Genomic DNA, 21,891 nt, shown 5'->3' on the forward strand with positions numbered 1-21,891 from the left:
GAATATATACCGGAGAAATAGATGAAATTAGGCTTTAAATGGGGAAAATATGAAATTATGGTGGAAGACAAAGATCTTGATATGGTATACAGTAATCTATGAAACAGAAGATGATTATATGTATCATATGAATGATTTTATTATTATTGATAAACAAGATATTCACAATTCAGCTATACGTGGTTCAAAATTCATATAGTAAGTATAAAATAACCGGATAATAAAATCGTTAAGAAATTGGTTTTATTATCCGTTTATTAATTCTAATATTTCATAGAAACACATCGGTTGGACAAAAAATATTAAATTTAAAGGAAATAATAAATTGAAAAATTACTTCAATATATTATATTCCCTTAACAACTTATACCTGTAATCTTTGTCGGTGTTGGCTCTGCGAAGTTTATCAATATTCCCTTCGTTTAACAGTAACTCATTAAGCTTACTTACCATATCGGCACCTTCCTGCCTGCCCTTCTCCAGACCTCTTTCTATTCCTCTATTTTCAATAATATCAAGAACTTCGCACATATATTTAGCCTCCTTTTCATTAGCTTCATTTATTGAATCTTCAAATCTATTATCCCCTGTCATAACGGACATAAGGGTTAGCAGTTCATTTATATGCTTTATTGTATAATCTTTTGGATTATATGAGTTGTTTGTTCGTAATTGATGCAAATAATCAACCAGTATCCGGAAATCACTTTTAAATAATGCTGTCTTTTCATTATCCAAATATGCTATCTCAAAAAGATTGATTTTATAATCATTGACAAAAGGTTTTAATCTGTCATCAACTTTAACAATATCGAGTATATTAATCGGATAGTTCCATCTCTTTTTGTATCCTAAATATAATACCAAGGTAATCACGGGATATTTAGTCTTATATATATGTCGTTTTTTAGTTTGTCTTCCATACTCTATACCGTCATAACTGATTACTCTTAAAGGCATCAGCTTATCGGGTACAGTTTGATTTTCAAAACCGAATAAAGCAATATTTATACGGCTGTGTTGCCAATACTTGGAAACATCTCTATCCTGAGAATGGACGCTACCGTCAATCTTTAGCATGCTGGTTGTAGGTGTATCAAGTAGAGAATTTTCATCCACTACATTTTCGCCATTAAATAAAAGTACATTTACTATGTCGGAAAAGACATCATTGAATTGTTCCAACATCTTTTGTGATATATCTTTCTCTTGCATAATCTGCTCCTTTATTATATCAAAGAAATATTTTAGAATCCACGTTAGGGTGAAACTTAAGAATATAAGTATAGAAATTTTATAAAAAAGCCATGCAGGATTATTGTTAAATCCTTTTATATCTTTATTATACCAATTAAAAATCTTATTACAATACTGTGATTGTCTAAACATAAATGTCCGGTATGTGGAAAATTTGAATTTGAATTATCCCTGCTTTTTTTGATGAACATTTATACCGTCACAAGATATTTTAGATAATATTTATATTATTATATGTTATAATATGGACATGATTCTATATAGAAGGAGGATGATATGGCAAAGTATTTTCCGCTGTTTATTGATATAAGTAAAAAGACATTTTTGGTGGTAGGGGCCGGAAATATAGCTGCAAGAAGAATTCTAAAACTTAAGGAGTTCGGTTGCAAGATAATAGTAGTAGCAAAGTCTATAGCGGTAACTATAATGGATTTGCAGGACGACAGGCTGATTTTAAAGGAAAGAGCTTATGACAGTTCGGATGTTGTAGGTGTTGACTATGTTATAGCCGCTACCAATGACAAGGAGCTGAATGAAAAGATAGTATGGGATTGTAAAAAAGCCGGTGTTATAGTAAATGATGCCTCGAATTATAAGAATTGTGATTTCTATTTTCCGGGGATTGTTACAGAGGAAGAGATGGTGATAGGAGTAACATCATCCGGAAGTAACCATAAATTGGCAAGAAGGGTGGCAAGTGCAATCAGATACAATATAAAAGATATAGTTGAGGAATGCAGGAAAGAACAGGAAGAAAATCCGAAGCAGGAAGATTTTGACTGAAGCAGGGAGGACATATGTTTAGGACCAGAAGACTGAGAGCAAATACGGGTATAAGAAATATGGTCAGAGAAACAAGGATAAGCAAGGATGCCCTTATTTATCCTATGTTTTTTGAAGAGGGAGAAAATATATTTGAAGAAATAGAGTCCATGCCGGGACAGTATAGAATGAGTATAGACCGATGTGACAGTGTAATAGAAGAACTTTTAGATGCAGGAGTCGGTGCCGTAATGCTCTTTGGCATACCGAAGCATAAAGATGAAGTAGGTAGTGAGGCATACCATAACCATGGTATTATTCAGGAGGCAATCAGATATATAAAGAAAAAATATCCGGGGATTTATGTAATAGGTGATGTATGTATGTGTGAGTATACTTCACATGGACATTGCGGAATATTAAACGGAAGTGATGTAGATAACGACACAACTATAAAGTATATTGCAAAGATTGCGCTTTCACAGGTAGAAGCCGGAGCCGACATGGTGGCTCCTTCAGATATGATGGATGGCAGGGTTGAAGAGATAAGAGCAATTTTAGATGATAACGGATATAAAAATATTCCTATAATGGCATATTCAGCAAAGTATGCTTCTGCATTTTATGGTCCGTTCAGAGCGGCGGCAGATTCCGCACCTGCTTTCGGTGACAGGAAGAGCTATCAGATGGATGTGCACAATGTAAGAGAAGCACTAAAGGAAGTGGAAGAGGATATTTTAGAAGGTGCCGATATTGTAATGGTAAAACCGGCTATGAGCTTTTTGGATATAGTGACAAAAGTCAAGGAGATTACGAATGTTCCGGTAGCCGCATATTCTGTAAGCGGTGAGTATTCCATGGTGAAATCCGCGGCAAAGAACGGCTTTATAGATGAAGAAAAGATAATGTGTGAGATGGCGGTATCGGCATTCAGAGCGGGAGCTGATATTTATATTACATATTATGCAAAAGAACTGGCAAAATGTATTGACAAGGGGGTAATCGGATGAAAAAGGGAGTTATAGTTGCAAGTTTTGGAACAACACATGAGGACACCAGAAAAAAGACAATAGATGTGATAGAAAATGATATAAGAGAAGCCTTTAATGACAGTATCTTTATCAGAGCTTGGACAAGCGATATTATCAGAGCAAAATTAAAACGTCGTGAGAACTTACATATCAACAACATAAAAGAGGCACTGGATGAGGCTGTACAAGAAGGTGTGGAAGAATTATTGGTAATAAGTACTCATATTATAAACGGCGTGGAACATAATAAAGTCAAGGATGCAGTATTAAGCTATAAGGATAGATTTAAAAAAATAAGGATTGGCGATGCACTCTTGGAAAAGGATGCTGACTTTAAGTGTATAATAGATGAACTGGATGAGATATACAATAAAGAAGCTGACAGTGCATATCTTTTGATGGGGCATGGTTCAGACCATGAAGCTAATGAAATATATGAACAGCTTAGGAACAGATTTGTAGATACAGGGAGAGATGATATACATATAGCCTGTGTAGAGGGTTATCCGTATATTGAAGATATTCTGCCACAGCTTTCGGAATACAAGTCCGTTCATCTGTCACCTTTTATGATAGTGGCAGGAGATCATGCAAAGAATGATATGGCAGGTGATGAGGACAGCTTCAAAACGATTCTTGAAGAAAGAGGAAAAAATGTAAGTTTTGAACTTAAAGGACTTGGAGAATATGATTTTGTAAGAAGTCTTATACTTAAGCACGCAAATGAGGCGGTATATGTTTCATAAAGATACAATAAGAATAGGTACAAGAAAAAGTGCTCTGGCACTGGCGCAGAGCAAATTGGTGGGGGATGCTATAATAGATAGCTTCCCCCATATAAAAATAGAGTATGTTCCTATGAATACGGTAGGTGATAAAAGGCTTGATATTTCATTACAGGAAATAGGCGGAAAAGGTTTATTTACAAAGGAGCTGGAAGAAGCACTGATAAATGGAGATATAGATCTGGCGGTGCATTCAGCGAAGGATTTGCCTTTAGAGTTTGACAACAGGCTAAAAATTATGCCGGTTTTAAAAAGAGCGGCAGTCAATGATATTCTTGTGGTAAATAAAGATTCAAATACAGATATAAGAAACTTAACAAAGGGTTTTAGAATAGGTACAAGCTCAAAAAGAAGGTCCGAACAGTTGAGGCTTTTAAACAAGGATATTGAAATACTGCCTGTCAGAGGGAATGTAATCACCAGAATAGGAAAGATATTTTCAGGTGAGGTGGATGGTGTTATCTTGGCAGGTGCAGGAATTGACAGACTTCTTGAAGATAATAAATATGCCGCGGAATATAGCGATATTTTTGATAAGATAAGCATTTTTGTTATAAAAGAATGTGATATATTGCCGGCACCTGCACAAGGAATATTATGTGCAGAATATGCAAATGATGATATGGCAGAGATACTTGAAAAAATACAGGATAAAGAATGTGAGTCTTTATTTATTGCAGAGAGAAGGTATTTAAGTGTATTACAGGCCGATTGCCATACAAGTGCAGGTATTTATATATCCGATAACCGAAAAAAATATAGTATAAGAGCTTACTTTGACGGTAAATATATGGAAGCCGATAATATAGAAAAGACATTAGAAAAATTGCTGATTGCCATAGAGGAATTGGCGGGCAAATTAAAGAGGTAAAATGTTTGATAAAAAAATAAATAGTGTATCACTGGTAGGTGTTGGACCCGGAGATGAAAAACTGCTTACATTAAGGGCATGTGAATGTATAGAAACTGCCGATGTTATAGTATATGACAATCTGGTGAATCCAACTATATTAAACAGGGCAAAGATGAGTGCAAAGCTTATATATGCAGGTAAGATATCAGGAAAGCATTATCTTACACAGGATAAAATAAATGAGACTATTGCAGAACATGCTCTTACAGGTGAATATGTAGTAAGACTAAAAGGGGGTGACCCCTATATTTTCGGGCGAGGCGGTGAAGAGGCCGAGTATCTCTTGGAAAGAGGTATTGATTTTGAAATAGTGCATGGAATCAGCTCATTCTATGCAGGTCTTGGCTATGCCGGAATACCTGTTACATTCAGAGGGGAAGCCGCAGAGTTTCATGTCTTTACCGGCCATAAAAAACAGGGAGAAGAACTTGATTTAAATTTTACAAATATAGCAAAGCTTGAGGGAAGTTTGGTATTTTTAATGGGAATATCAAACTTAAGTTTGATAGTACAAGGTCTGCTGTCAAACGGAATGAATCATGATATCGGAGCCGCTGTTATTGAAAACGGAACAAGGTATAATCAAAGAGTATTCAGAGGGAAGCTTTCAAATATAGAAGAGATTGCAAAAAGAGAAAATATTATTTCTCCGGCTCTTATAGTGGTTGGCAATGTATGTGAAAAGAATCTTGCTTTCTTTCAAAAAAATATACTGCCGCTTTCAGGTAAAAATATACTCCTTACTGCAACCAAGGGTTTGGTGGAAAAGATGTCACCTGAATTTAAAAAGCTTGGAGCAAATACTTGTGAGATGAGTCTTATCGCTACAAAAGAGATGGAAATTGATAAGGAAAGATTTGTTTCGGAGCTTGAGCTTGCCACACATGTTTTATTTACAAGCTCAAACGGTGTGGATATATTTTTTGATAAGATAAAAAAATATGATATAGATATCAGAAGCCTATATAATAAAAAAATATGCGTTATAGGTAGCGGAAGCGGTGAAGCTTTGAAAAAGTACGGAGTGAACGCGGACTTTATTCCGAGCAAGTTTGACTCAAAAAGTTTTGTGGAAGAAATTTTGCCAAAGCTTGATAAAAGCAGTAAAGTACTTATGCTAAGAGCCAAGCTTGGAAATGACAATCTTCCAAACGGACTTAAAACGGCAGGTATAGAATTCAGCGATATTCCAATATATGACACAATTATTGACTACAGAAGAAGTTTCGAGCTCAATAAGGAAATAAAGAAATTTGATTATGTGGTAGTGGCAAGTGCCAGTGCGGCAAGGGCTTTGTGTGAGATGATAGAGGATAAATCGGCTCTTTTAAACAGAGTGGTATCTATAGGGCCTGTGACCACAAAGGCTCTTAGGGAATTTGGTATAGAGGAATTGATTACAGCAAAACAATATGATGTAAAGGGGATAGTAGATGCAATCAAGGGATTATAAAAAATCGGAAAAATATTTCGTTATATCTCAAAAGTATATTCCGGGCGGTGTAAACTCACCGGTTCGTGCGGCAAGGGCGGTACACAGGGATCCGGTATTTATAAAGTCGGGCTTAGGATCAAAGATATTTGATGTAGACGGAAATGAATATATAGATTATGTATGCTCATGGGGACCGGCAATACTTGGGCATGCTCATCCGTATGTACTTGAAAAGGTAAAAAAAGCATTAAAAAAAGGCCTCAGCTTCGGTGCTCCTACAAAGAAGGAGTATATACTTGCTGAAATGATAAATGAAGCAATGCCTGTTATGGAGCAGGTAAGACTGGTAAATTCAGGTACGGAAGCTACAATGAGCGCCATTAGACTTGCAAGAGGATATACAAATAAGGATCTTATTTTAAAATTTACAGGTTGCTATCATGGACATTCGGACGGACTTTTGGTAAAAGCCGGAAGCGGTGTACTTACAGAGGCAATTTCTTCAAGCGGTGGAGTACCTAATGACTATGCAAAAAATACTGTTGTTGCGGAGTTTAATGATAAAGAAAGCGTCAAAGCATTATTTGATAAATATAATGACAAGATTGCTGCAGTTATTGTGGAGCCTGTAGCGGCAAATATGGGTGTTATTCCTCCAAAGGACGGATTTCTTGAATTTCTTAGAGAAATCACAAAAAAGAATAATGCTCTTTTGATATTTGATGAAGTAATAACAGGTTTCAGACTGGCAAAGGGAGGAGCCTGTGAATACTTTAAAATAAGGCCTGATTTAGTTACTGTAGGCAAGATAGTAGGTGGAGGTATGCCACTGGCGGCGTATGGTGGAAAGAAAGAGATAATGGCTCATATCAGTCCTCTTGGAGATGTGTATCAGGCGGGTACTCTGAGTGGAAATCCTATAGCGACAACAGCCGGTATTGCAACTCTTGAAGTACTTTTTCAAAATCCTGAGATTTATGCAAATATAGATGAAAATGCTAAACTTTTGGCTGAAGGCATAGAAAAGATAATGAATGAGGGAGAGAAAAAAGTACATATAAACAGAGTGGGTTCTTTGTTATCGGTATTTTTCACATCAAAGAAAGTTGAGTGCTATGAGGATGTATTAAGCTGTGATCTTGACAAATATGCAAGTTATTACAGCTTTTTAAGAGAGAACGGTATTTATGTGGCACCCAGTCAATTTGAGGCGGCATTTATATCCAATGCACATACAGCTGAGGATATAAAGAATACTTTGGATGTAATAGCCGAGTTTGGGGGAAAAGAATGATTTTACTCCTAAGCTTAAGCTTTCGAAATACACCGCAAAAGATAAGAGAGTATTTTGCATTCGGAACTGAGGACAAAAAGAGACTTTTAAAATCATTATGCAGTGAAGAACTGATAGATGAAGCCGCAGTACTTATCACATGTAACAGAACCGAAATATATGTAAGTGCGGGAAATGACAAGAGTACCGGCAGTATAATAAACATTATTTTGGAAAAATGTGAAGAGATAATAGGTATAAATATAGAAAACCTCAGAGATTATTTGCTTTTCTATACCGGAAAGAGTGCAGTTTCTCATCTGTATAAGGTCAGTGCAGGTTTGGATTCAATGCTTATAGGTGAAGACCAGATACTTGGGCAGGTAAAGGATGCTATAGAATTTGCAAGAGAGTGCGATACAGCACATTTATATCTTAATACATTGTTCAGAGACGCCGTCACAGAGGCTAAGAAGATAAAAACAGAAACTTTAATCTCAAAATCAGGAGTATCTACAGCTACATTGGCACTGAGAGCGGCAAAGGATGTACTTAATTCGTTTTCAGGAAAAAATATACTTGTGATAGGTGCATCCGGAAAAATCGGAGATATCGTATTAAAGAATGCGATAAGCTACGATTTTTCACAGATATATGTTACAAGAAGAAGGCATAATATAGATATGTCTCCAAATGTGATGGACAGGGTGAGAATTATAGAATATAACGACAGATATGATTATATAAATGATGCGGATGTTATTGTTTCGGCTACAAGCGGACCTCATTTCACTCTGACAAAAGAACATATTCAGGAGAATATTGTGCCGGGAAGTAAAAAAGTATTCATTGATTTGGCGGTTCCATGTGATATAGATGAAAGAGTAAGAAGCCTTGATAATGTATATTATTACAATATGGATGACATGAAAAAGTTTGCAGATGAAAACAATGAGAAAAAGAAGATAAGTATTGAAAAAGCAAATGCAATGACGGATGAAGGTGTGGAGAAATTTTTAAAATGGGCATTGTTTCAGGAAAATTTAAAAGTGTTTTCAGACGCAACGGAAAATCTTGAAAAAGAGATGGCAAGAATCGGAGAAAAAAAGACTTTGGAACATCTGTTTTATAAGATAAGAGATAACGGAAGTTTGGAAGCATTGCAGTCTATCATTGATGTTCTTTCAACATGATACAGCAGATTGTATAATTGTTTAATAGCTGAACTATAATTTTCCATATTGAACAAATATATCTTATATATATGTTTATATAGTAAAATTACTTTTTTTGAAATCATTTTGTGAATAAAAAAACGCATAAAAAATATAAATCAAATAATAAAATATTGAAAAATAGCCTAAAAGTATGTTATTATAGAGTTGCAGAAGAATTTGCAAATTGACATTAGATTGACTTGATATGTAAAGACAGAAAAGAAGGATTGACCGATCCTTATATCAGAACATTTTTAATGGGACGTAGATGATGTTTTGGTATCAAATTCCATTTGGTTGGGTCACAAAAAAACGTTAGGAGGTATAGTCATGGAGGACTATATTTTATCATGCAGCTCCACCGCAGATATGACTAACGGGTATTACTCTAGTAGGGATATTCATCATATAGACTGTAAATACACTATAGGTGGCAAGACATATGATGAAAGTATGGGAGAGAGCGTGCCTTTGTCGGAGTTCTACGAAAGAATGAGAAACGGTGAAAGTCCGACAACAAGTCAAATCGACATGGCAGAATACAAGGAATACTTTAAAAAATTCTTGGAAGATGGCAAGGATGTATTGCATATTTGCTTATCATCAAGTATATCCGAATCGTATCTATCAGCGATGGCAGCAGTTAAGGAACTTAAAGGGGAGTATCCTGAAAGACAGTTATATGTAGTAGACTCTTTGTCTGCATCAGCCGGTATGGGACTGCTGGTAGACATCCTGGCAGACAAAAGAGATGAGGGAATGCCTATTGACAAGCTGAAAAGTTATGCGGAGAATTCCAAGAAGTATATCAATCACTGGTTCTTTTCCACAGACTTAACTACCTACTTGAGAGAAGAAAGTCTTGCCAATTTTACTTTTAAGATTGGAAAGACATTGAATTTCTGTCCGCTTATGTGTGTTGACGGAGAGGGTAAGTTGGTAGTTATTGAAAAAGTAAAGACCAAGAAAAAGACCATGGAGGCTATAGTTTCAAGAATGGAAACACAGGCCGTAGATGGAAAGAGATATACCGGAAAATGTTTTATCAGCCATGCAGATTCAGAAAAAGAAGCAAACAAGTTGGCAAGTATGCTTGAGGCTCGTTTCCCGAATTTAAAGGGAAATGTAGAAGTAAAAGATATAGGCCATGTGAACGGTGCACACACAGGTCCCGGAACAGTTGCAGTATTTTTTGTCGGTGACAAAAGATAATTAATTAGAATTTTGATGATTTTAAAAGAATGAAAAAGATGCTTATGCCGCTATTGAAAGATTTCTTCTTAGTATGTCGGTATAAGCATTTTTTGTTTATATTAACACTATTGTTCCATTTGCATTTAAGATATATAATTAGATAAGAAATATTATTGAAAGGATATATCATGGAGGCATTTGCGCTTATAAGGAGAAACGAAGCAAAAATTATAGATTTGCCAAGCCCGAAACTTTCAGATCCATATAATGCTATATTGACACCGGTAGCGATATCGGTTTGCACATCTGATGTAAATACCGTATACGGATCCGGATCAAAGAAACCGGATAATCTTATTTTGGGACATGAAGCAGTTGCAAGGATTGTAAAAGTCGGTGAAAAAGTCAAAGACTTTAAAGAAGGGGATGTAGTTGTTGTTCCGTCTATGACACCGAATTTTCATGACAAAGATATACAGGACGGAAATTTTTTACATGCAGGAGCAAACTTCAGTGCAAATACTTTGGGAAGAAGTACGCCGGGAGTTTTTGCAAGAGAATTTGAAGTGGCTGATGCGGATTTAAACTTGGCTATTTTGCCTGAGGGTGTAAGTCTTGGAAACGGGCTTATGTGTACAGATATGGCCACTACAGGCTTTACAGGTGCGGAAACGGTAAATTTCGGAGATACAGTTGTTGTGCTTGGAATCGGTGGTGTAGGGCTTATGGCAATATGCGGTGCCGCCCTTCGAGGTGCCGGAAAAATCATTGCGGTCGGAAGCAGAGGTGTAAGTATTCCACTGGCATATGAGTACGGTGCAAGCGAGGTTATTTCATATAAGGATAACAATGTTACGGAATATGTTCTTAAAGCAACAAAAGGCAAGGGCGCAGATGTGGTAATAATTGCAGGTGGCAATGATAAGTCTTTTTCAGATGCCATAGATATGGTAAGATATGGTGTCGGGAAGGTTGTAAATTTGAAACTTTTTACAGGTGACGGAAGTATGGAGATACCGAAGTTTTCTTCAGGTAGAGGTATGTCAGGAAAAACCGTATATATGGAGCTTGGAAAAGGCGGCAGAGTCAGAATGGAGAGACTTCTTTCAATGGTAAAGCATAAAAGATTTACACCTGAAAAACTGATTACACATACATTTGAAGGCTTTGAAAATGTAGAACAGGCTCTTGAACTTATGAGGGACAAGGGCAATACTGTTATAAAGACAATGATACTTACGGGATGGTAGAATGAAAAAAATAAGTATAGTTGTACCATGTTTTAATGAAGAGGAAAATGTGGTACCTATGGCGGATGCCATAAGAGAAGAGTTTAAGAAAAATCTTTCATCATATGAGTATGAAATTATTTTTATTGATAATGATTCAAAAGATAATACAAGAGAGTTGATAAGAGAACTCTGCAAATCGGATAAGGGTATTAAAGGTATATTTAATGCGAAAAATTTCGGACAGTTTAATTCACCTTATTACGGAATGCTGCAAAGTACCGGAGATGCCACAGTGCTGATGGCTGCAGATTTTCAAGATCCGGTGGAGATGATACCAAAATATGTAAAAGCCTGGGAAGAGGGCTATAAAATAGCTATCGGAATCAAGAAGTCCAGTCAGGAAAATAAGATAATGTATCATCTTAGAAGTCTGTATTACAAAACTATAAAGAAACTTTCAGAAGTTGAGCAGATAGAACATTTTACAGGTTTCGGACTGTATGATAAGGCGTTTATAAATGTTATGAGAAATCTTGACGATCCGGTTCCTTTCCTGAGAGGAATAGTTGCGGAACTTGGATTCAGAAGAAAAGAGATTCCATATGAGCAACCGCAAAGAAGAGCCGGAATTACAAGCAATAATTTATACAGATTGTACGATGCGGCAATGCTTTCGGTTACGGCATATACCAAGGTAGGACTGCGACTTGCCACATTTGCGGGAGTCATACTTTCAGGTATATCAATGATTATTGCGGTAATATATTTGATTTTGAAATTGGTATACTGGGACAGATTTCCGGCAGGTATGGCCCCGATACTTATAGGGATGCTTTTCCTAGGTTCAATACAGATATTCTTTATAGGACTTATAGGCGAGTACATACTTACAATAAATCAAAGAGTGATGAAGAGACCCTTGGTTGTTGAAGAGGAAAGACTCAATTTTGATGAATAAAGGCTGCACTAAAGCACAGAATATTATAAAAAGGATAATACTTTATGAAATATAAGGTGGACTATGTTCGCATACGCGAGAATTATATCACATTAAACGGTTGGGTAGTGGGTAAAAAACCCGGTTCACAGCCTTCTTTTCATGTATATAACAGTAAAATGGAAAGTGTTGACTTCAAATATGTAAAGACCAGAAGAGATGATGTATGTCAGGTATATTTCGGTAAAATATATGATGAAGATTACGGTTTTGATATTAAGTTTGATTATAAAAGGGGTGAAGACTATTATCTTGAGATAAAAGTCGACAATCAAAAGAAGAAAATCAAATATAATGAGGAGCTTATATATAAGCGTTCAAGTGTGGCCTATAAAAGGATGGAAAAACTTAAAGACCTTTGCAATATGGAAACTGTAAGGGTTGCTTTTAACTTCATGAAAAAGAACGGACTGAGAGCTCTTATCAGAAAGTCAAAGAGTAAAATACAGGGAATGGACAATGATTACGAATATACGGAATGGTATGAAAAGACCAAGCCTACAAAGGAAGAGTTGGCAGCACAAAGAGAAGTTAAATTTGACTACTCACCTTTATTTTCAATAGTAATACCTCTTTATGCGACTCCTGATAATTTCCTCAGAGAGTTGCTTGACTCAATTCTTGCACAGACTTATTCAAACTTTGAGATTTGCCTTGCGGACGGAAGTGAAAACGGCAAGGACAAGGAAGATTTCATAAAAAAATATATTGAAGAAAAAAACACGGGAAGCAAGATAAAATATAATAAACTTGGCAAAAACTTGGGCATTGCCGGAAATACAAATGAAGCACTTAAGATGGCAAGCGGTGATTATATAGTACTTGCAGATCATGATGATGTTATTACCGAAAATGCATTGTATGAATGTGCAAAGGCAATAAATGAAGAAAACTGTGACTGCTTATACTCCGATGAGGATAAGCTGGATATGGACGGAGGTTCATTATTCGATCCTCATTTTAAGCCTGATTTTAATATCGACTTACTTGAAAGTGTGAATTATATCTGTCATCTCTTTGTAGTAAAGAAGGAGCTTGTGGATGTAGCAGGAATGTTTGATGCGGCATTTGACGGAGCACAGGACTATGATTTTATATTCAGAGTGACTGAGAATGCAAAAAAGATTGTACATATACCGAAGGTTTTATACCATTGGAGATGCCATATGAATTCAACAGCTTCAAATCCGCAAAGTAAATTATACGCATTTGAAGCGGGAGCAAGAGCAATAAAGGCACATATTGAAAGAGTAGGGATTTCATTACCTTTAGAAAAGATAGAAAAGGGTGTTGATTACGGTATTTATCACAAATACTTTATTATGGAAGATAAACCTTTGCTTTCAATTATTATTCCTAACAAGGACCACAGAGAGGATCTTGATTTGGCGATTCGCTCTATAATGACAAAGAGCAGTTATAAGAATATTGAGTTTATTGTTGTGGAAAATAATTCTACCGATAAAAAGACTTTTGAGTACTATGATAAGATTCAAAAGGAGTTTGACAATGTAAAGGTTGTGCGTTGGGAGAGAGAATTTAACTATTCTCTTATCAATAATTTTGGAGTAAACTTTGCAAACGGTGAATATCTTTTCTTTTTAAACAATGATATAGAACTTATAAATCCGACTTCAATAGAAGAGATGATGTGGTATGCGGTGAGAAAGGATGTCGGTATAGTGGGTGCAAGACTTCTCTACAATGATGATACAATACAGCATGCAGGTGTTGTAGTCGGATTTGGAGGAGTGGCGGGACATACCTTTATAGGACTTTCAGAGGTTGAAAACAGCTATTTCCACAGAGCACTTACATTACAGGATTATTCCGCCGTAACGGCTGCAGCACTTATTACGAAGAAATCGGTGTTTGAAGAAGTTGGCGGATTCAGTGAAGAATTGGCGGTTGCATTTAATGATATCGATTTTTGTATGAAGGTAAGGGATAAAAACTATCTTGTAGTCTATAATCCTTATGCACTTTTCTATCATTATGAGTCAAAGTCAAGAGGACTTGAGGACAGCCCTGAAAAAATCGAAAGATTTAACAGAGAGACCGCTATATTTATGAAAAGATGGCCCAAAATACTGGAAAAGGGAGACCCGTATTATAATCCTAATCTTACATTACGTAAGTCAAACTTTGCACTTAGAGATTTGTTGAATGAAAAAATAGGTGAACCGTTTATTGACGAGAAGATAAAAAAATACCTTTAGGTATCCGGGAGAAAGATGAGTAAAGTAACAATAATAATACCGAACTATAACGGTATAAAGTTTATGAAGGATTGCATTGAATCGCTTAGAACTCAAACTTATAAAAATTTTGAAATTTTGGTGGTAGACAACGGTTCAAAGGATGAGTCCGTAGATTATTTGAGAGATCTTGAAAGTTATGAAAGCAATCTGAATATAAAAGTGATTTATCTGGATGAAAACCTTGGGTTTGCAGGTGGAGTAAATGTAGGACTTGCAGCCTGTGACAGTAAATATGTTATCTTGTTGAACAATGATACCGAAGTATTTCCGGACTATGTGGAAATGCTTGTTAATGCAATAGAAAAGTCTGAAAAGATATTTGCAATAAATCCACTGATGATAAATGCTCATGACAAGGAACTTGTGGATGATGCCGGAGACGGATATTCTCTCCTAGGCTGGGGGTATCAGATAGGTGTCGGAGAAAAGGTAGCGGATTTTACAAAAAGAAGAGCTGTATTTTCGGCATGTGCCGGTGCAAGTATATACAGAAAGAGCATCTTGGATGAAATAGGTTATTTTGATGAAATGCATTTTGCATATTTGGAGGATATGGACTTAAGTTTCAGAGCAAGACTTAGAGGATATATTATCGGTTTTGAGCCAATGGCCAAGGTATATCATCTCGGAAGTGCAACTTCAGGATCAAAATACAATTCCTTTAAGGTAAGACTTGCAGCAAGAAATAATATTTATTTGATTTATAAAAATATGACAAACCTGCAGATTGCATTTAACTTTTTCCCACTTTTACTGGGAACTTTAATTAAAACGGCATTTTTCTTTAAAAAAGGATTTCTGACAGATTATATAAGCGGACTTAAAGAAGGCTTTAAAAATCTTGGAGAATGTGAAAGAGTTGATTTTTCGGAAATCAGAAAAACGGATATATTGGCGCTGGAGGGCGAGATAATAGCCGGAACATTTGAATATGTGTATAGATTTATAAAAAGACATAGCAGTTGAGAACTGTTACTAAAGATTAAGTAAAATGTAATAAATGATTTTGCGTTTGGTTGTAAAATTGATATATGATTTTACGAATAATGAAAAGAAGTCTATCGCATAAGATTGTGATATGGAGCAATATATGATTAAAGAAAACCAGAAGAGATTAAACAGGCTGCATATACTCTTAGATGCTCTGGTTATATTTTTAAGTTATTTAATAGCTTATCTTATAATGTATTATAATGATGATGCCTTGCTTGCATTGTCGGCACAGGAGTATTTCAGTGCTCTGATAATAATTATACCCGGTTTTTTGATATTATATGAATTCTTTGAACTGTATACACCTAAGAGAGTTTCGGGAAGAAGAAGCGAGATAGCAAATATATTCAAAGCCAATTCCATAGGATGGTTGATATTTACATTGACACTCTATTTGGGTGGTAAAAATATGAATATGCATCACTTCTCAAGAAGATTGGTAATTATCTTCTATATTCTGGCAAATGTACTTATGATAGTTGAGAGAACTTCAATACGAATTTTCTTAATGAACATAAGACAGAAGGGGTATAATCAGAAGCATATTTTATTAATCGGGTATTCAAGGGCTGCTGAAGGATATATAGACAGAGTAAAACAAAATCCTGAGTGGGGATATAATATCAGGGGTATCTTGGATGATAATAAAGAACGAGGATTCAGCTATAACGGTGTAAAGGTGATAGGAACTATAGCGAATCTTCATATGATATTAGAGATGAATGTGCTTGATGAAATAGCGATAACTCTCAGTATAAAAGAATATGAACATCTGGAAGCCATAGTAAATGACTGTGAGAAATCCGGTGTTCATACAAAGTTTATACCTGATTACAATAATTTTATTCCTACTATTCCATACATAGAGGACTTACAGGGATTGCCGGTAATAAATATCAGGCATGTGCCACTTACAGAATTGCACAATGCATATATAAAAAGAATTGTTGACATATTCGGGGCATTATTTGGTATAATACTGTTCTCACCATGGATGTTAATTACCGCAATACTGGTAAAGCTGACAGACGGTGGCCCCATAATATATGCTCAAGAAAGAGTCGGTTTACACAATAAACCTTTTAAAATGTATAAATTCCGCTCAATGGCTGTACAAAAGCCGTCAGAGGAAAAGTCAAAATGGACTACTCCAAATGACCCGAGAGTCACCAAAATAGGTAGATTTATAAGGAAAACAAGTATTGATGAAATGCCTCAGTTTTTCAATATCTTAAAGGGTGATATGTCACTTGTGGGTCCGAGACCTGAGAGACCTTTTTATGTGGAAAAGTTCAGAGAAGAAATACCGCATTATATGATAAAACATCAAGTCAGACCGGGACTTACCGGTTGGGCACAGGTTAACGGGTTTAGAGGAGATACTTCAATACAAAAGAGGATAGACCATGACTTATATTATATTGAAAACTGGACTTTAGGTTTTGATTTCAAGATAATGTTTTTGACGATATTTAAGGGATTTATCAATAAGAATGCTTATTAGCAGGAGGATCATAATGAGCGAAGAAAAAAAGAAGTCCAGAAAAAAGAAAAAGTCAAAGGTTGCTTTTTTCATTACTATGCTTATAGCGGAGATGTTGGTTCTGGGCGTTATATTTGCATATGCCTATGCGCTGAAACAATATTCTAAAATCCAACGACCGGAGTATGATGTGGAAGAGGTGGCAAATACCGGCTTGTCGGAAAAAAAGCTTCAGGAGATGAGAGGATATAGAAATATTGCATTATTCGGTGTAGACTCCAGAGACAACAGTGTCGGAAAAGGAAACAGATCCGATGTCATAATTATATGTTCAATAGATCAGGCTACAGGAGATATTAAGCTTGTATCTGTATACAGAGATACATACCTTGATGTAGGTAAGAATTCATTCCAGAAGGCCACACATGCATATAGCTATGGCGGACCGGCAAGAGCTGTTAAGATGTTAAATGACAGTTTGGATCTTAATATTACAGACTATGTTACATTCAACTGGAAGGCGGTTGCAACAGCAATAAATATTTTGGGCGGTGTAGATATAGAAATCACAAAGCCGGAGTTTAAATATATAAACTCTTATATTACAGAAACTGTAAAGGGAACAGGTATAGGATCCGTACAGTTAAAGGCTCCGGGCATGCAGCATTTGGACGGTGTTCAGGCTGTTGCATATGCAAGACTTAGATATATGGACACAGATTACCAGAGAACGGAAAGACAGAGAAAAGTTATTGAACTTGCCTTTGAGAAGGCAAAGAAGGCCGATCTTAAGACTTTGAATGATCTTCTTGGAAATATGCTTTCCATGGTAGCGACAAATCTTACATGGCAGGACGGTCTTGATGTAATAAATGATTTCGGAAAATATAATTTAAAAGATACTGCAGGTTTTCCGTTTGAATTGGATGATATGACTCTGGGTACAAAGGGATTTATAGTAGTTCCCGTAAACCTTGAGAGTAATGTATTGGAACTTCACAAATATCTTTTCGGTGATGAAAATTATGAGGTTTCCGCAAAAGTAAAAGCCTACAGTGACAGAATTTCATCAGATACCGGAGTTTATAAAGACGGTGACAGTATAAAGCGAGTAAAAACCAGCGGCGGATATAAGTCGAATAAAAACACCGATGAAGATGATAAAGAAACCAAGAGTAAGAAGAAATCGACTACTGAAGCCGAGACTAAAAAGAGTGTAGATATCTACATAGATAATAACGGAAGATATTATCAGCTTGATAAAGACGGTGAAACCGTTTGGATAGATAAAGATGAAGAAAATGATTATTACACAGACGGTGACGGAAATAAGTACTATATAAAGCCTACCGAGAAGGGAAGTGCGGCTGAAAGGGATAAGACCACAAGCAGCTCAAAAACAGGAGTAAATGTAGGCCCGGGAGAGACCACACAGGCTTCAAAGGGTTCAAATGTGGAGATTATAACTTCGTCAACCGAGGCTCAGAATAAGAAAAATACTACAGCTGAAACTCAGACAAAGAAGGTAAACGGACCGGGAGAGACTACTGCCGCAAGCAGTGAGGCTCAGCCCAGAAAATCAAATGGACCGGGTGAAACAACTCAGGCTCAGACAAAGTCGGGAAAGAGTCCTAAAGAATCTACAGTGGAACCTTTGACGACTACAGCAAAAGAAGAAACTGTGGCACCTGCTCCTAATGTAGTGGGACCGGGAAGTACTGTTTCACAGACTGTGGAAGCAAAACCTGAATAAAAAACACAAATTAAACTTATTTCGTACACAAATAAGACACAAAGCATTGGTAGACTATAAACCATAAAGGAAAGCTACCAATGCTTTTTTAATATATGAAAGGAGCGCACGTAATCGTACGAATAAGAATATGGGATTTGATAGAGATGAATTTGATAATGAGATAAACAATACACAGGAGCTTACAACAAACACAGAAAACACAACAGAGATTTCAAACACAAATACTGCAGATGAAATCGGTATTGATACTCAGTCCGAGCAAAAGGATATAGACAGTATTATAAAAAGACATACGGACAGTCTTGCAAAAGCTGCAGAGAATATAGCCAAAAATGAGGCGGAGTCCGGCAGCAGCGTTAATACGGTAAGTTTAGATAAAACAGATACAAATGAGGAGGTAAACAATAATGCAAACATTGAAGGAAACAGTAGAGAAACTTATAGAACAACTCAGTCAGAAGATGTACGAGCAAGGGCTCTTACCGCACAGCCTCAAAAAGTCCAAAGTAAGGGTAAGGAGCGAAAGAAATCAAAAGTAGGTAAGGCCGTAGGTCTTGTCGCAAGTGCAGCTGTATTCGGACTTGTTGCCGGTGGAGTAATGGTAGGTGTAAATACTGTTGCCAACAGCTATATTTCAAGCAATGTGGAAACTAAAGACAATATTGTTATAGGAAATCAAACAGATATCAAGAGTGACAGTGAAAGCACTGCGGCACCTGCAACAAATCTTTCAAATATGGATGTGTCTACAATTGTAGACAAGGCTATGCCTTCAGTCGTAGCTATTTATGGTAAAGCCGAGATTACACAGAACAGCTTCTTCGGAACACAAAGTTATGAAGCACAGTCAAGCGGTTCAGGTATTATAGTCGGAAAAACAGATACTGAACTTTTGGTAGTCACAAACAATCATGTTATTGCAGATACCGACAGTCTTGAAGTTGAATTTAATGACGGAACAAAGGCTGCAGCTTCCGTAAAGGGAGGAGACAGCGACAATGATGTTGCTGTTGTGGCAATTAAGCTTTCAGATCTTTCAGAGGATACATTGTCAAAGATAAGTATTGCAAATATAGGTGACTCAAATGATATTAAGGTTGGACAGGGAGTGGTTGCCATAGGTAATGCACTTGGTTACGGACAGTCTGTAACTGTAGGTTATATATCGGCATTAAACAGAGAAGTAAAGACTGAGGGAGGCACATCAAGAAATCTTCTTCAGACAGATGCAGCCATAAATCCGGGAAACTCAGGCGGCGCACTCCTTAATATGAAGGGTGAAGTAATCGGTATAAATTCAGCTAAATATTCCGATACCGATGTTGAAGGAATGGGCTATGCCATACCTATTTCTGCAGTAAAGGATCTTATAGCTGAACTTTCAAGCAAAGAAACCAGAACGGTTGTTGCGGCAGAGAATCAGGGATATCTTGGAATACAGGGTAAGGATATAGATGAGGAAATGGCTAAGGCATATGATATGCCACAGGGTATATATGTTTACAAGGTTGTAGAAGGCGGAGCTGCAGCATCCTCAGACTTGAAGGCCAAGGATATCATAACAAAGTTTGACGGACAAAGTGTAAGATCCATGGAAAGTCTCAAAAATATGCTTACATATTATGAGAGTGGAAAAACAGTGGATTTGACAGTTCAAAGGCTGGATGAAAGCGGCAATTATGTGGAAAAGACTGTAACAATAACTCTTGGAAAGAGAGAGGCTATAGAGCAGTAATATATTTATACGCAACAGGCATAAATGCCTGTTGCTTTTTTTATCCGATATAATGTATACTAAATTGCTATATAGGAAATGGGGTAGTAATAATGAGACTTAGACATATAAAGGGCTGTGAGGACTTTATAACCGAAGCAAAGGAATGTATCAGAGAAGATAAAGCAATAGAATTGAAGGGTAGTATACAGGATATTTTTGAGGAGAAAAGACCTTTGCAGATTGAGATAGGAATGGGCAAGGGACAGTTTATCAGAAATATGGCGATAACACATCAGGATATAAACTTTATAGGTATAGAAAAGTATGAAAGTGTACTGATGAAAGCAATACAAAGAAAAAGAAATCTTGAAAAAGAGAAGAGTATAGACAATCTAAGATTTCTATGTGCAGATGCAAAGAAGCTCTCGGAGATATTTGAGGCAGGTGAGGTTGACAAGATTTTTCTTAATTTCTCGGATCCTTGGCCGAAGGACAGACATGCAAACAGAAGACTTACATCACCGGATTTTTTAAATGTGTACGATATTATATTGAAAAAGGACGGAGTAATAGAATTTAAGACCGATAATATCGGGCTGTTTGAATATTCTTTGGAGGTGGTAAAGGATTCAAAGTGGAAACTTGATTTTTGCAGCTTTGACTTTCATTCTGAAAAGGAATCTGAAGGAAATATAATGACGGAATATGAAGAGAAATTCTCAAGTCAGGGAAATAAGATTTGTAAAATGATTATAAGCAGATAAAAATCACCTGCCGAAATAGGCAGGTGAAATAAAAAAGCTCCAATGATGACGGTCATTGGAGTTTGTTTTATGCATTGATACTATCAACAGCCTTTGAAAGTCTTGCAACCTTACGAGATGCATTGTTCTTGTGATATACACCCTTTGATGCTGCCTTTGTAATCTCAACGATAGCATTCTTAAGGTTCTCCTGTGCAAGCTTCTTGTCATTTGCTGCAACAGCACTGTCAACTTTCTTAATAGCAGTCTTTACTTTTGATCTGATAGACTTATTTCTCTCAGTTCTAACTAAAGCAACTTGAATTCTCTTCTTTGCTGATTTGATATTAGCCACAATTACCTCCAATAAATAAATAACTTTTTTTGTTGAATTAAATTTTACTTTTAAAAGTTTATATTGAAGCCTGGACACGGACAGTTCAATCTAAACGCGAATATAATTTTAGGATATTCTAAGTGGAATGTCAAGGTTTAAGAGAAAGTTTTGTTGAATAGATTTGATATTTATTTTATATGTCTTTATAATAAAACAAAGTGATAAAATATACGGCGTGGGGGACATGAAAACTTTGGATAGAGAAACAATAAAAAAGATGTTACATGCGCAAATCAATGTAAACGGTCATATTATCGGAGCGGCTTTGGGATCTGGCATGACAGCCAAATATGTTGCCATGGGAGGTGTAGACCCGTCTTCCGTCGAAGTACTATGAAAGTTCCGACGTTTTAAATTTCTAATAAGCTATTTAGTTTTATGCAATTCTTTTAAATCCCTTATTTTAAAGGCTTTTCTTACATAAAAAATATTTCAAAAAATTTGA

The 21,891-nt window shown here is 36.2% G+C and carries 20 protein-coding genes; 18 read left to right on the forward strand and 2 right to left on the reverse strand.

Annotation, left to right across the window (positions count from 1 at the left end; genetic code table 11):
• Window positions 1–49 precede the first annotated feature (49 nt).
• Complete coding sequence (locus SBH76_RS07675; protein ID WP_317977383.1) at window positions 50–199, forward strand: hypothetical protein; 150 nt, start codon at window positions 50–52, stop codon at window positions 197–199.
• Window positions 200–333: 134 nt separating this feature from the next.
• Here SBH76_RS07675 and SBH76_RS07680 read toward each other — a convergent pair whose 3' ends face one another.
• Window positions 334–1,215, reverse strand: a complete 882-nt coding sequence (locus tag SBH76_RS07680) for an Rpn family recombination-promoting nuclease/putative transposase (protein WP_317977384.1) — start codon at window positions 1,213–1,215, stop codon at window positions 334–336.
• 318 nt (window positions 1,216–1,533) lie between these two features.
• Here SBH76_RS07680 and SBH76_RS07685 point away from each other — a divergent pair, with 318 nt between their 5' ends.
• From SBH76_RS07685 to trmB, 16 genes are all read left to right on the forward strand, one after another.
• A complete protein-coding gene (locus SBH76_RS07685; RefSeq protein ID WP_315051196.1) occupies window positions 1,534–2,040 on the forward strand; it encodes a precorrin-2 dehydrogenase/sirohydrochlorin ferrochelatase family protein in 507 nt (168 codons plus the stop codon).
• 14 nt (window positions 2,041–2,054) lie between these two features.
• Window positions 2,055–3,029, forward strand: coding sequence for a porphobilinogen synthase (hemB, locus tag SBH76_RS07690; RefSeq protein WP_317977385.1), 975 nt, complete (start codon window positions 2,055–2,057; stop codon window positions 3,027–3,029).
• Window positions 3,026–3,796, forward strand: a complete 771-nt coding sequence (locus tag SBH76_RS07695; RefSeq protein WP_317977386.1) for a sirohydrochlorin cobaltochelatase — start codon at window positions 3,026–3,028, stop codon at window positions 3,794–3,796. The genes hemB and SBH76_RS07695 overlap by 4 nt, the downstream gene beginning before the upstream one ends.
• The gene (gene hemC, locus SBH76_RS07700; protein ID WP_317977387.1) at window positions 3,786–4,706 is read left to right on the forward strand and encodes a hydroxymethylbilane synthase; all 921 of its coding nucleotides are present in this window, start codon (window positions 3,786–3,788) and stop codon (window positions 4,704–4,706) included. The genes SBH76_RS07695 and hemC overlap by 11 nt, the downstream gene beginning before the upstream one ends.
• Window position 4,707: 1 nt before the next feature.
• Window positions 4,708–6,201, forward strand: coding sequence for a uroporphyrinogen-III C-methyltransferase (cobA, locus tag SBH76_RS07705; RefSeq protein ID WP_317977388.1), 1,494 nt, complete (start codon window positions 4,708–4,710; stop codon window positions 6,199–6,201).
• Window positions 6,182–7,477, forward strand: a complete 1,296-nt coding sequence (gene hemL / locus SBH76_RS07710; protein ID WP_317977389.1) for a glutamate-1-semialdehyde 2,1-aminomutase — start codon at window positions 6,182–6,184, stop codon at window positions 7,475–7,477. The genes cobA and hemL overlap by 20 nt, the downstream gene beginning before the upstream one ends.
• Window positions 7,474–8,649, forward strand: a complete 1,176-nt coding sequence (gene hemA / locus SBH76_RS07715; protein WP_317977390.1) for a glutamyl-tRNA reductase — start codon at window positions 7,474–7,476, stop codon at window positions 8,647–8,649. Before hemL ends, hemA begins: the two co-directional genes overlap by 4 nt.
• A gap of 354 nt (window positions 8,650–9,003) precedes the next feature.
• Complete coding sequence (locus tag SBH76_RS07720; RefSeq protein ID WP_007594545.1) at window positions 9,004–9,885, forward strand: DegV family protein; 882 nt, start codon at window positions 9,004–9,006, stop codon at window positions 9,883–9,885.
• Window positions 9,886–10,055: 170 nt separating this feature from the next.
• Entirely contained in the window at window positions 10,056–11,117 is a 1,062-nt protein-coding gene (locus SBH76_RS07725; protein WP_290649243.1) for a zinc-binding dehydrogenase, read from the forward strand.
• Between the two features lies 1 nt (window position 11,118).
• Window positions 11,119–12,057: a glycosyltransferase family 2 protein gene (locus tag SBH76_RS07730; protein WP_317977391.1), complete on the forward strand. Its 939-nt coding sequence runs from the start codon at window positions 11,119–11,121 to the stop codon at window positions 12,055–12,057.
• A 44-nt stretch (window positions 12,058–12,101) separates the two neighbouring features.
• Window positions 12,102–14,315 (forward strand): glycosyltransferase family 2 protein, encoded by a 2,214-nt coding sequence (locus SBH76_RS07735; RefSeq protein WP_317977392.1) that lies wholly within the window; start codon window positions 12,102–12,104, stop codon window positions 14,313–14,315.
• 15 nt (window positions 14,316–14,330) lie between these two features.
• Window positions 14,331–15,323 (forward strand): glycosyltransferase family 2 protein, encoded by a 993-nt coding sequence (locus tag SBH76_RS07740; RefSeq protein WP_317977393.1) that lies wholly within the window; start codon window positions 14,331–14,333, stop codon window positions 15,321–15,323.
• Window positions 15,324–15,447: 124 nt separating this feature from the next.
• The gene (locus tag SBH76_RS07745; protein WP_314163848.1) at window positions 15,448–16,854 is read left to right on the forward strand and encodes an undecaprenyl-phosphate glucose phosphotransferase; all 1,407 of its coding nucleotides are present in this window, start codon (window positions 15,448–15,450) and stop codon (window positions 16,852–16,854) included.
• 13 nt (window positions 16,855–16,867) lie between these two features.
• Complete coding sequence (locus SBH76_RS07750; protein ID WP_317977394.1) at window positions 16,868–18,586, forward strand: LCP family glycopolymer transferase; 1,719 nt, start codon at window positions 16,868–16,870, stop codon at window positions 18,584–18,586.
• Between the two features lie 130 nt (window positions 18,587–18,716).
• Window positions 18,717–20,324 (forward strand): S1C family serine protease, encoded by a 1,608-nt coding sequence (locus SBH76_RS07755; RefSeq protein WP_317977395.1) that lies wholly within the window; start codon window positions 18,717–18,719, stop codon window positions 20,322–20,324.
• 92 nt (window positions 20,325–20,416) lie between these two features.
• Window positions 20,417–21,070: a tRNA (guanosine(46)-N7)-methyltransferase TrmB gene (gene trmB, locus SBH76_RS07760; RefSeq protein WP_317977396.1), complete on the forward strand. Its 654-nt coding sequence runs from the start codon at window positions 20,417–20,419 to the stop codon at window positions 21,068–21,070.
• Between the two features lie 67 nt (window positions 21,071–21,137).
• Here the strand turns inward: trmB and rpsT are convergent, their stop codons facing one another.
• Window positions 21,138–21,404: a 30S ribosomal protein S20 gene (gene rpsT / locus SBH76_RS07765; protein WP_007594531.1), complete on the reverse strand. Its 267-nt coding sequence runs from the start codon at window positions 21,402–21,404 to the stop codon at window positions 21,138–21,140.
• A 226-nt stretch (window positions 21,405–21,630) separates the two neighbouring features.
• Here rpsT and SBH76_RS07770 point away from each other — a divergent pair, with 226 nt between their 5' ends.
• Window positions 21,631–21,783, forward strand: coding sequence for a hypothetical protein (locus SBH76_RS07770; RefSeq protein WP_317977397.1), 153 nt, complete (start codon window positions 21,631–21,633; stop codon window positions 21,781–21,783).
• Window positions 21,784–21,891: the final 108 nt, after the last annotated feature.

The organism is Lachnoanaerobaculum sanguinis (assembly GCF_033242365.1).
Lineage (GTDB): Bacteria > Bacillota > Clostridia > Lachnospirales > Lachnospiraceae > Lachnoanaerobaculum > Lachnoanaerobaculum sanguinis.

Coding starts and splice junctions, on each gene's coding strand:
- SBH76_RS07730 (WP_317977391.1), top strand. CDS start 11,119: ATGAAAAAAATAAGTATAGTTGTACCATGTTTTAATGAAGAGGAAAAT.
- SBH76_RS07735 (WP_317977392.1), top strand. CDS start 12,102: ATGAAATATAAGGTGGACTATGTTCGCATACGCGAGAATTATATCACA.
- hemA (WP_317977390.1), top strand. CDS start 7,474: ATGATTTTACTCCTAAGCTTAAGCTTTCGAAATACACCGCAAAAGATA.
- SBH76_RS07680 (WP_317977384.1), bottom strand. CDS start 1,215: ATGCAAGAGAAAGATATATCACAAAAGATGTTGGAACAATTCAATGAT.
- hemC (WP_317977387.1), top strand. CDS start 3,786: ATGTTTCATAAAGATACAATAAGAATAGGTACAAGAAAAAGTGCTCTG.
- SBH76_RS07745 (WP_314163848.1), top strand. CDS start 15,448: ATGATTAAAGAAAACCAGAAGAGATTAAACAGGCTGCATATACTCTTA.
- SBH76_RS07695 (WP_317977386.1), top strand. CDS start 3,026: ATGAAAAAGGGAGTTATAGTTGCAAGTTTTGGAACAACACATGAGGAC.
- hemB (WP_317977385.1), top strand. CDS start 2,055: ATGTTTAGGACCAGAAGACTGAGAGCAAATACGGGTATAAGAAATATG.
- SBH76_RS07740 (WP_317977393.1), top strand. CDS start 14,331: ATGAGTAAAGTAACAATAATAATACCGAACTATAACGGTATAAAGTTT.
- SBH76_RS07770 (WP_317977397.1), top strand. CDS start 21,631: ATGAAAACTTTGGATAGAGAAACAATAAAAAAGATGTTACATGCGCAA.
- SBH76_RS07675 (WP_317977383.1), top strand. CDS start 50: ATGAAATTATGGTGGAAGACAAAGATCTTGATATGGTATACAGTAATC.
- hemL (WP_317977389.1), top strand. CDS start 6,182: ATGCAATCAAGGGATTATAAAAAATCGGAAAAATATTTCGTTATATCT.
- SBH76_RS07725 (WP_290649243.1), top strand. CDS start 10,056: ATGGAGGCATTTGCGCTTATAAGGAGAAACGAAGCAAAAATTATAGAT.
- cobA (WP_317977388.1), top strand. CDS start 4,708: ATGTTTGATAAAAAAATAAATAGTGTATCACTGGTAGGTGTTGGACCC.
- SBH76_RS07755 (WP_317977395.1), top strand. CDS start 18,717: ATGGGATTTGATAGAGATGAATTTGATAATGAGATAAACAATACACAG.
- trmB (WP_317977396.1), top strand. CDS start 20,417: ATGAGACTTAGACATATAAAGGGCTGTGAGGACTTTATAACCGAAGCA.
- SBH76_RS07750 (WP_317977394.1), top strand. CDS start 16,868: ATGAGCGAAGAAAAAAAGAAGTCCAGAAAAAAGAAAAAGTCAAAGGTT.
- SBH76_RS07720 (WP_007594545.1), top strand. CDS start 9,004: ATGGAGGACTATATTTTATCATGCAGCTCCACCGCAGATATGACTAAC.
- SBH76_RS07685 (WP_315051196.1), top strand. CDS start 1,534: ATGGCAAAGTATTTTCCGCTGTTTATTGATATAAGTAAAAAGACATTT.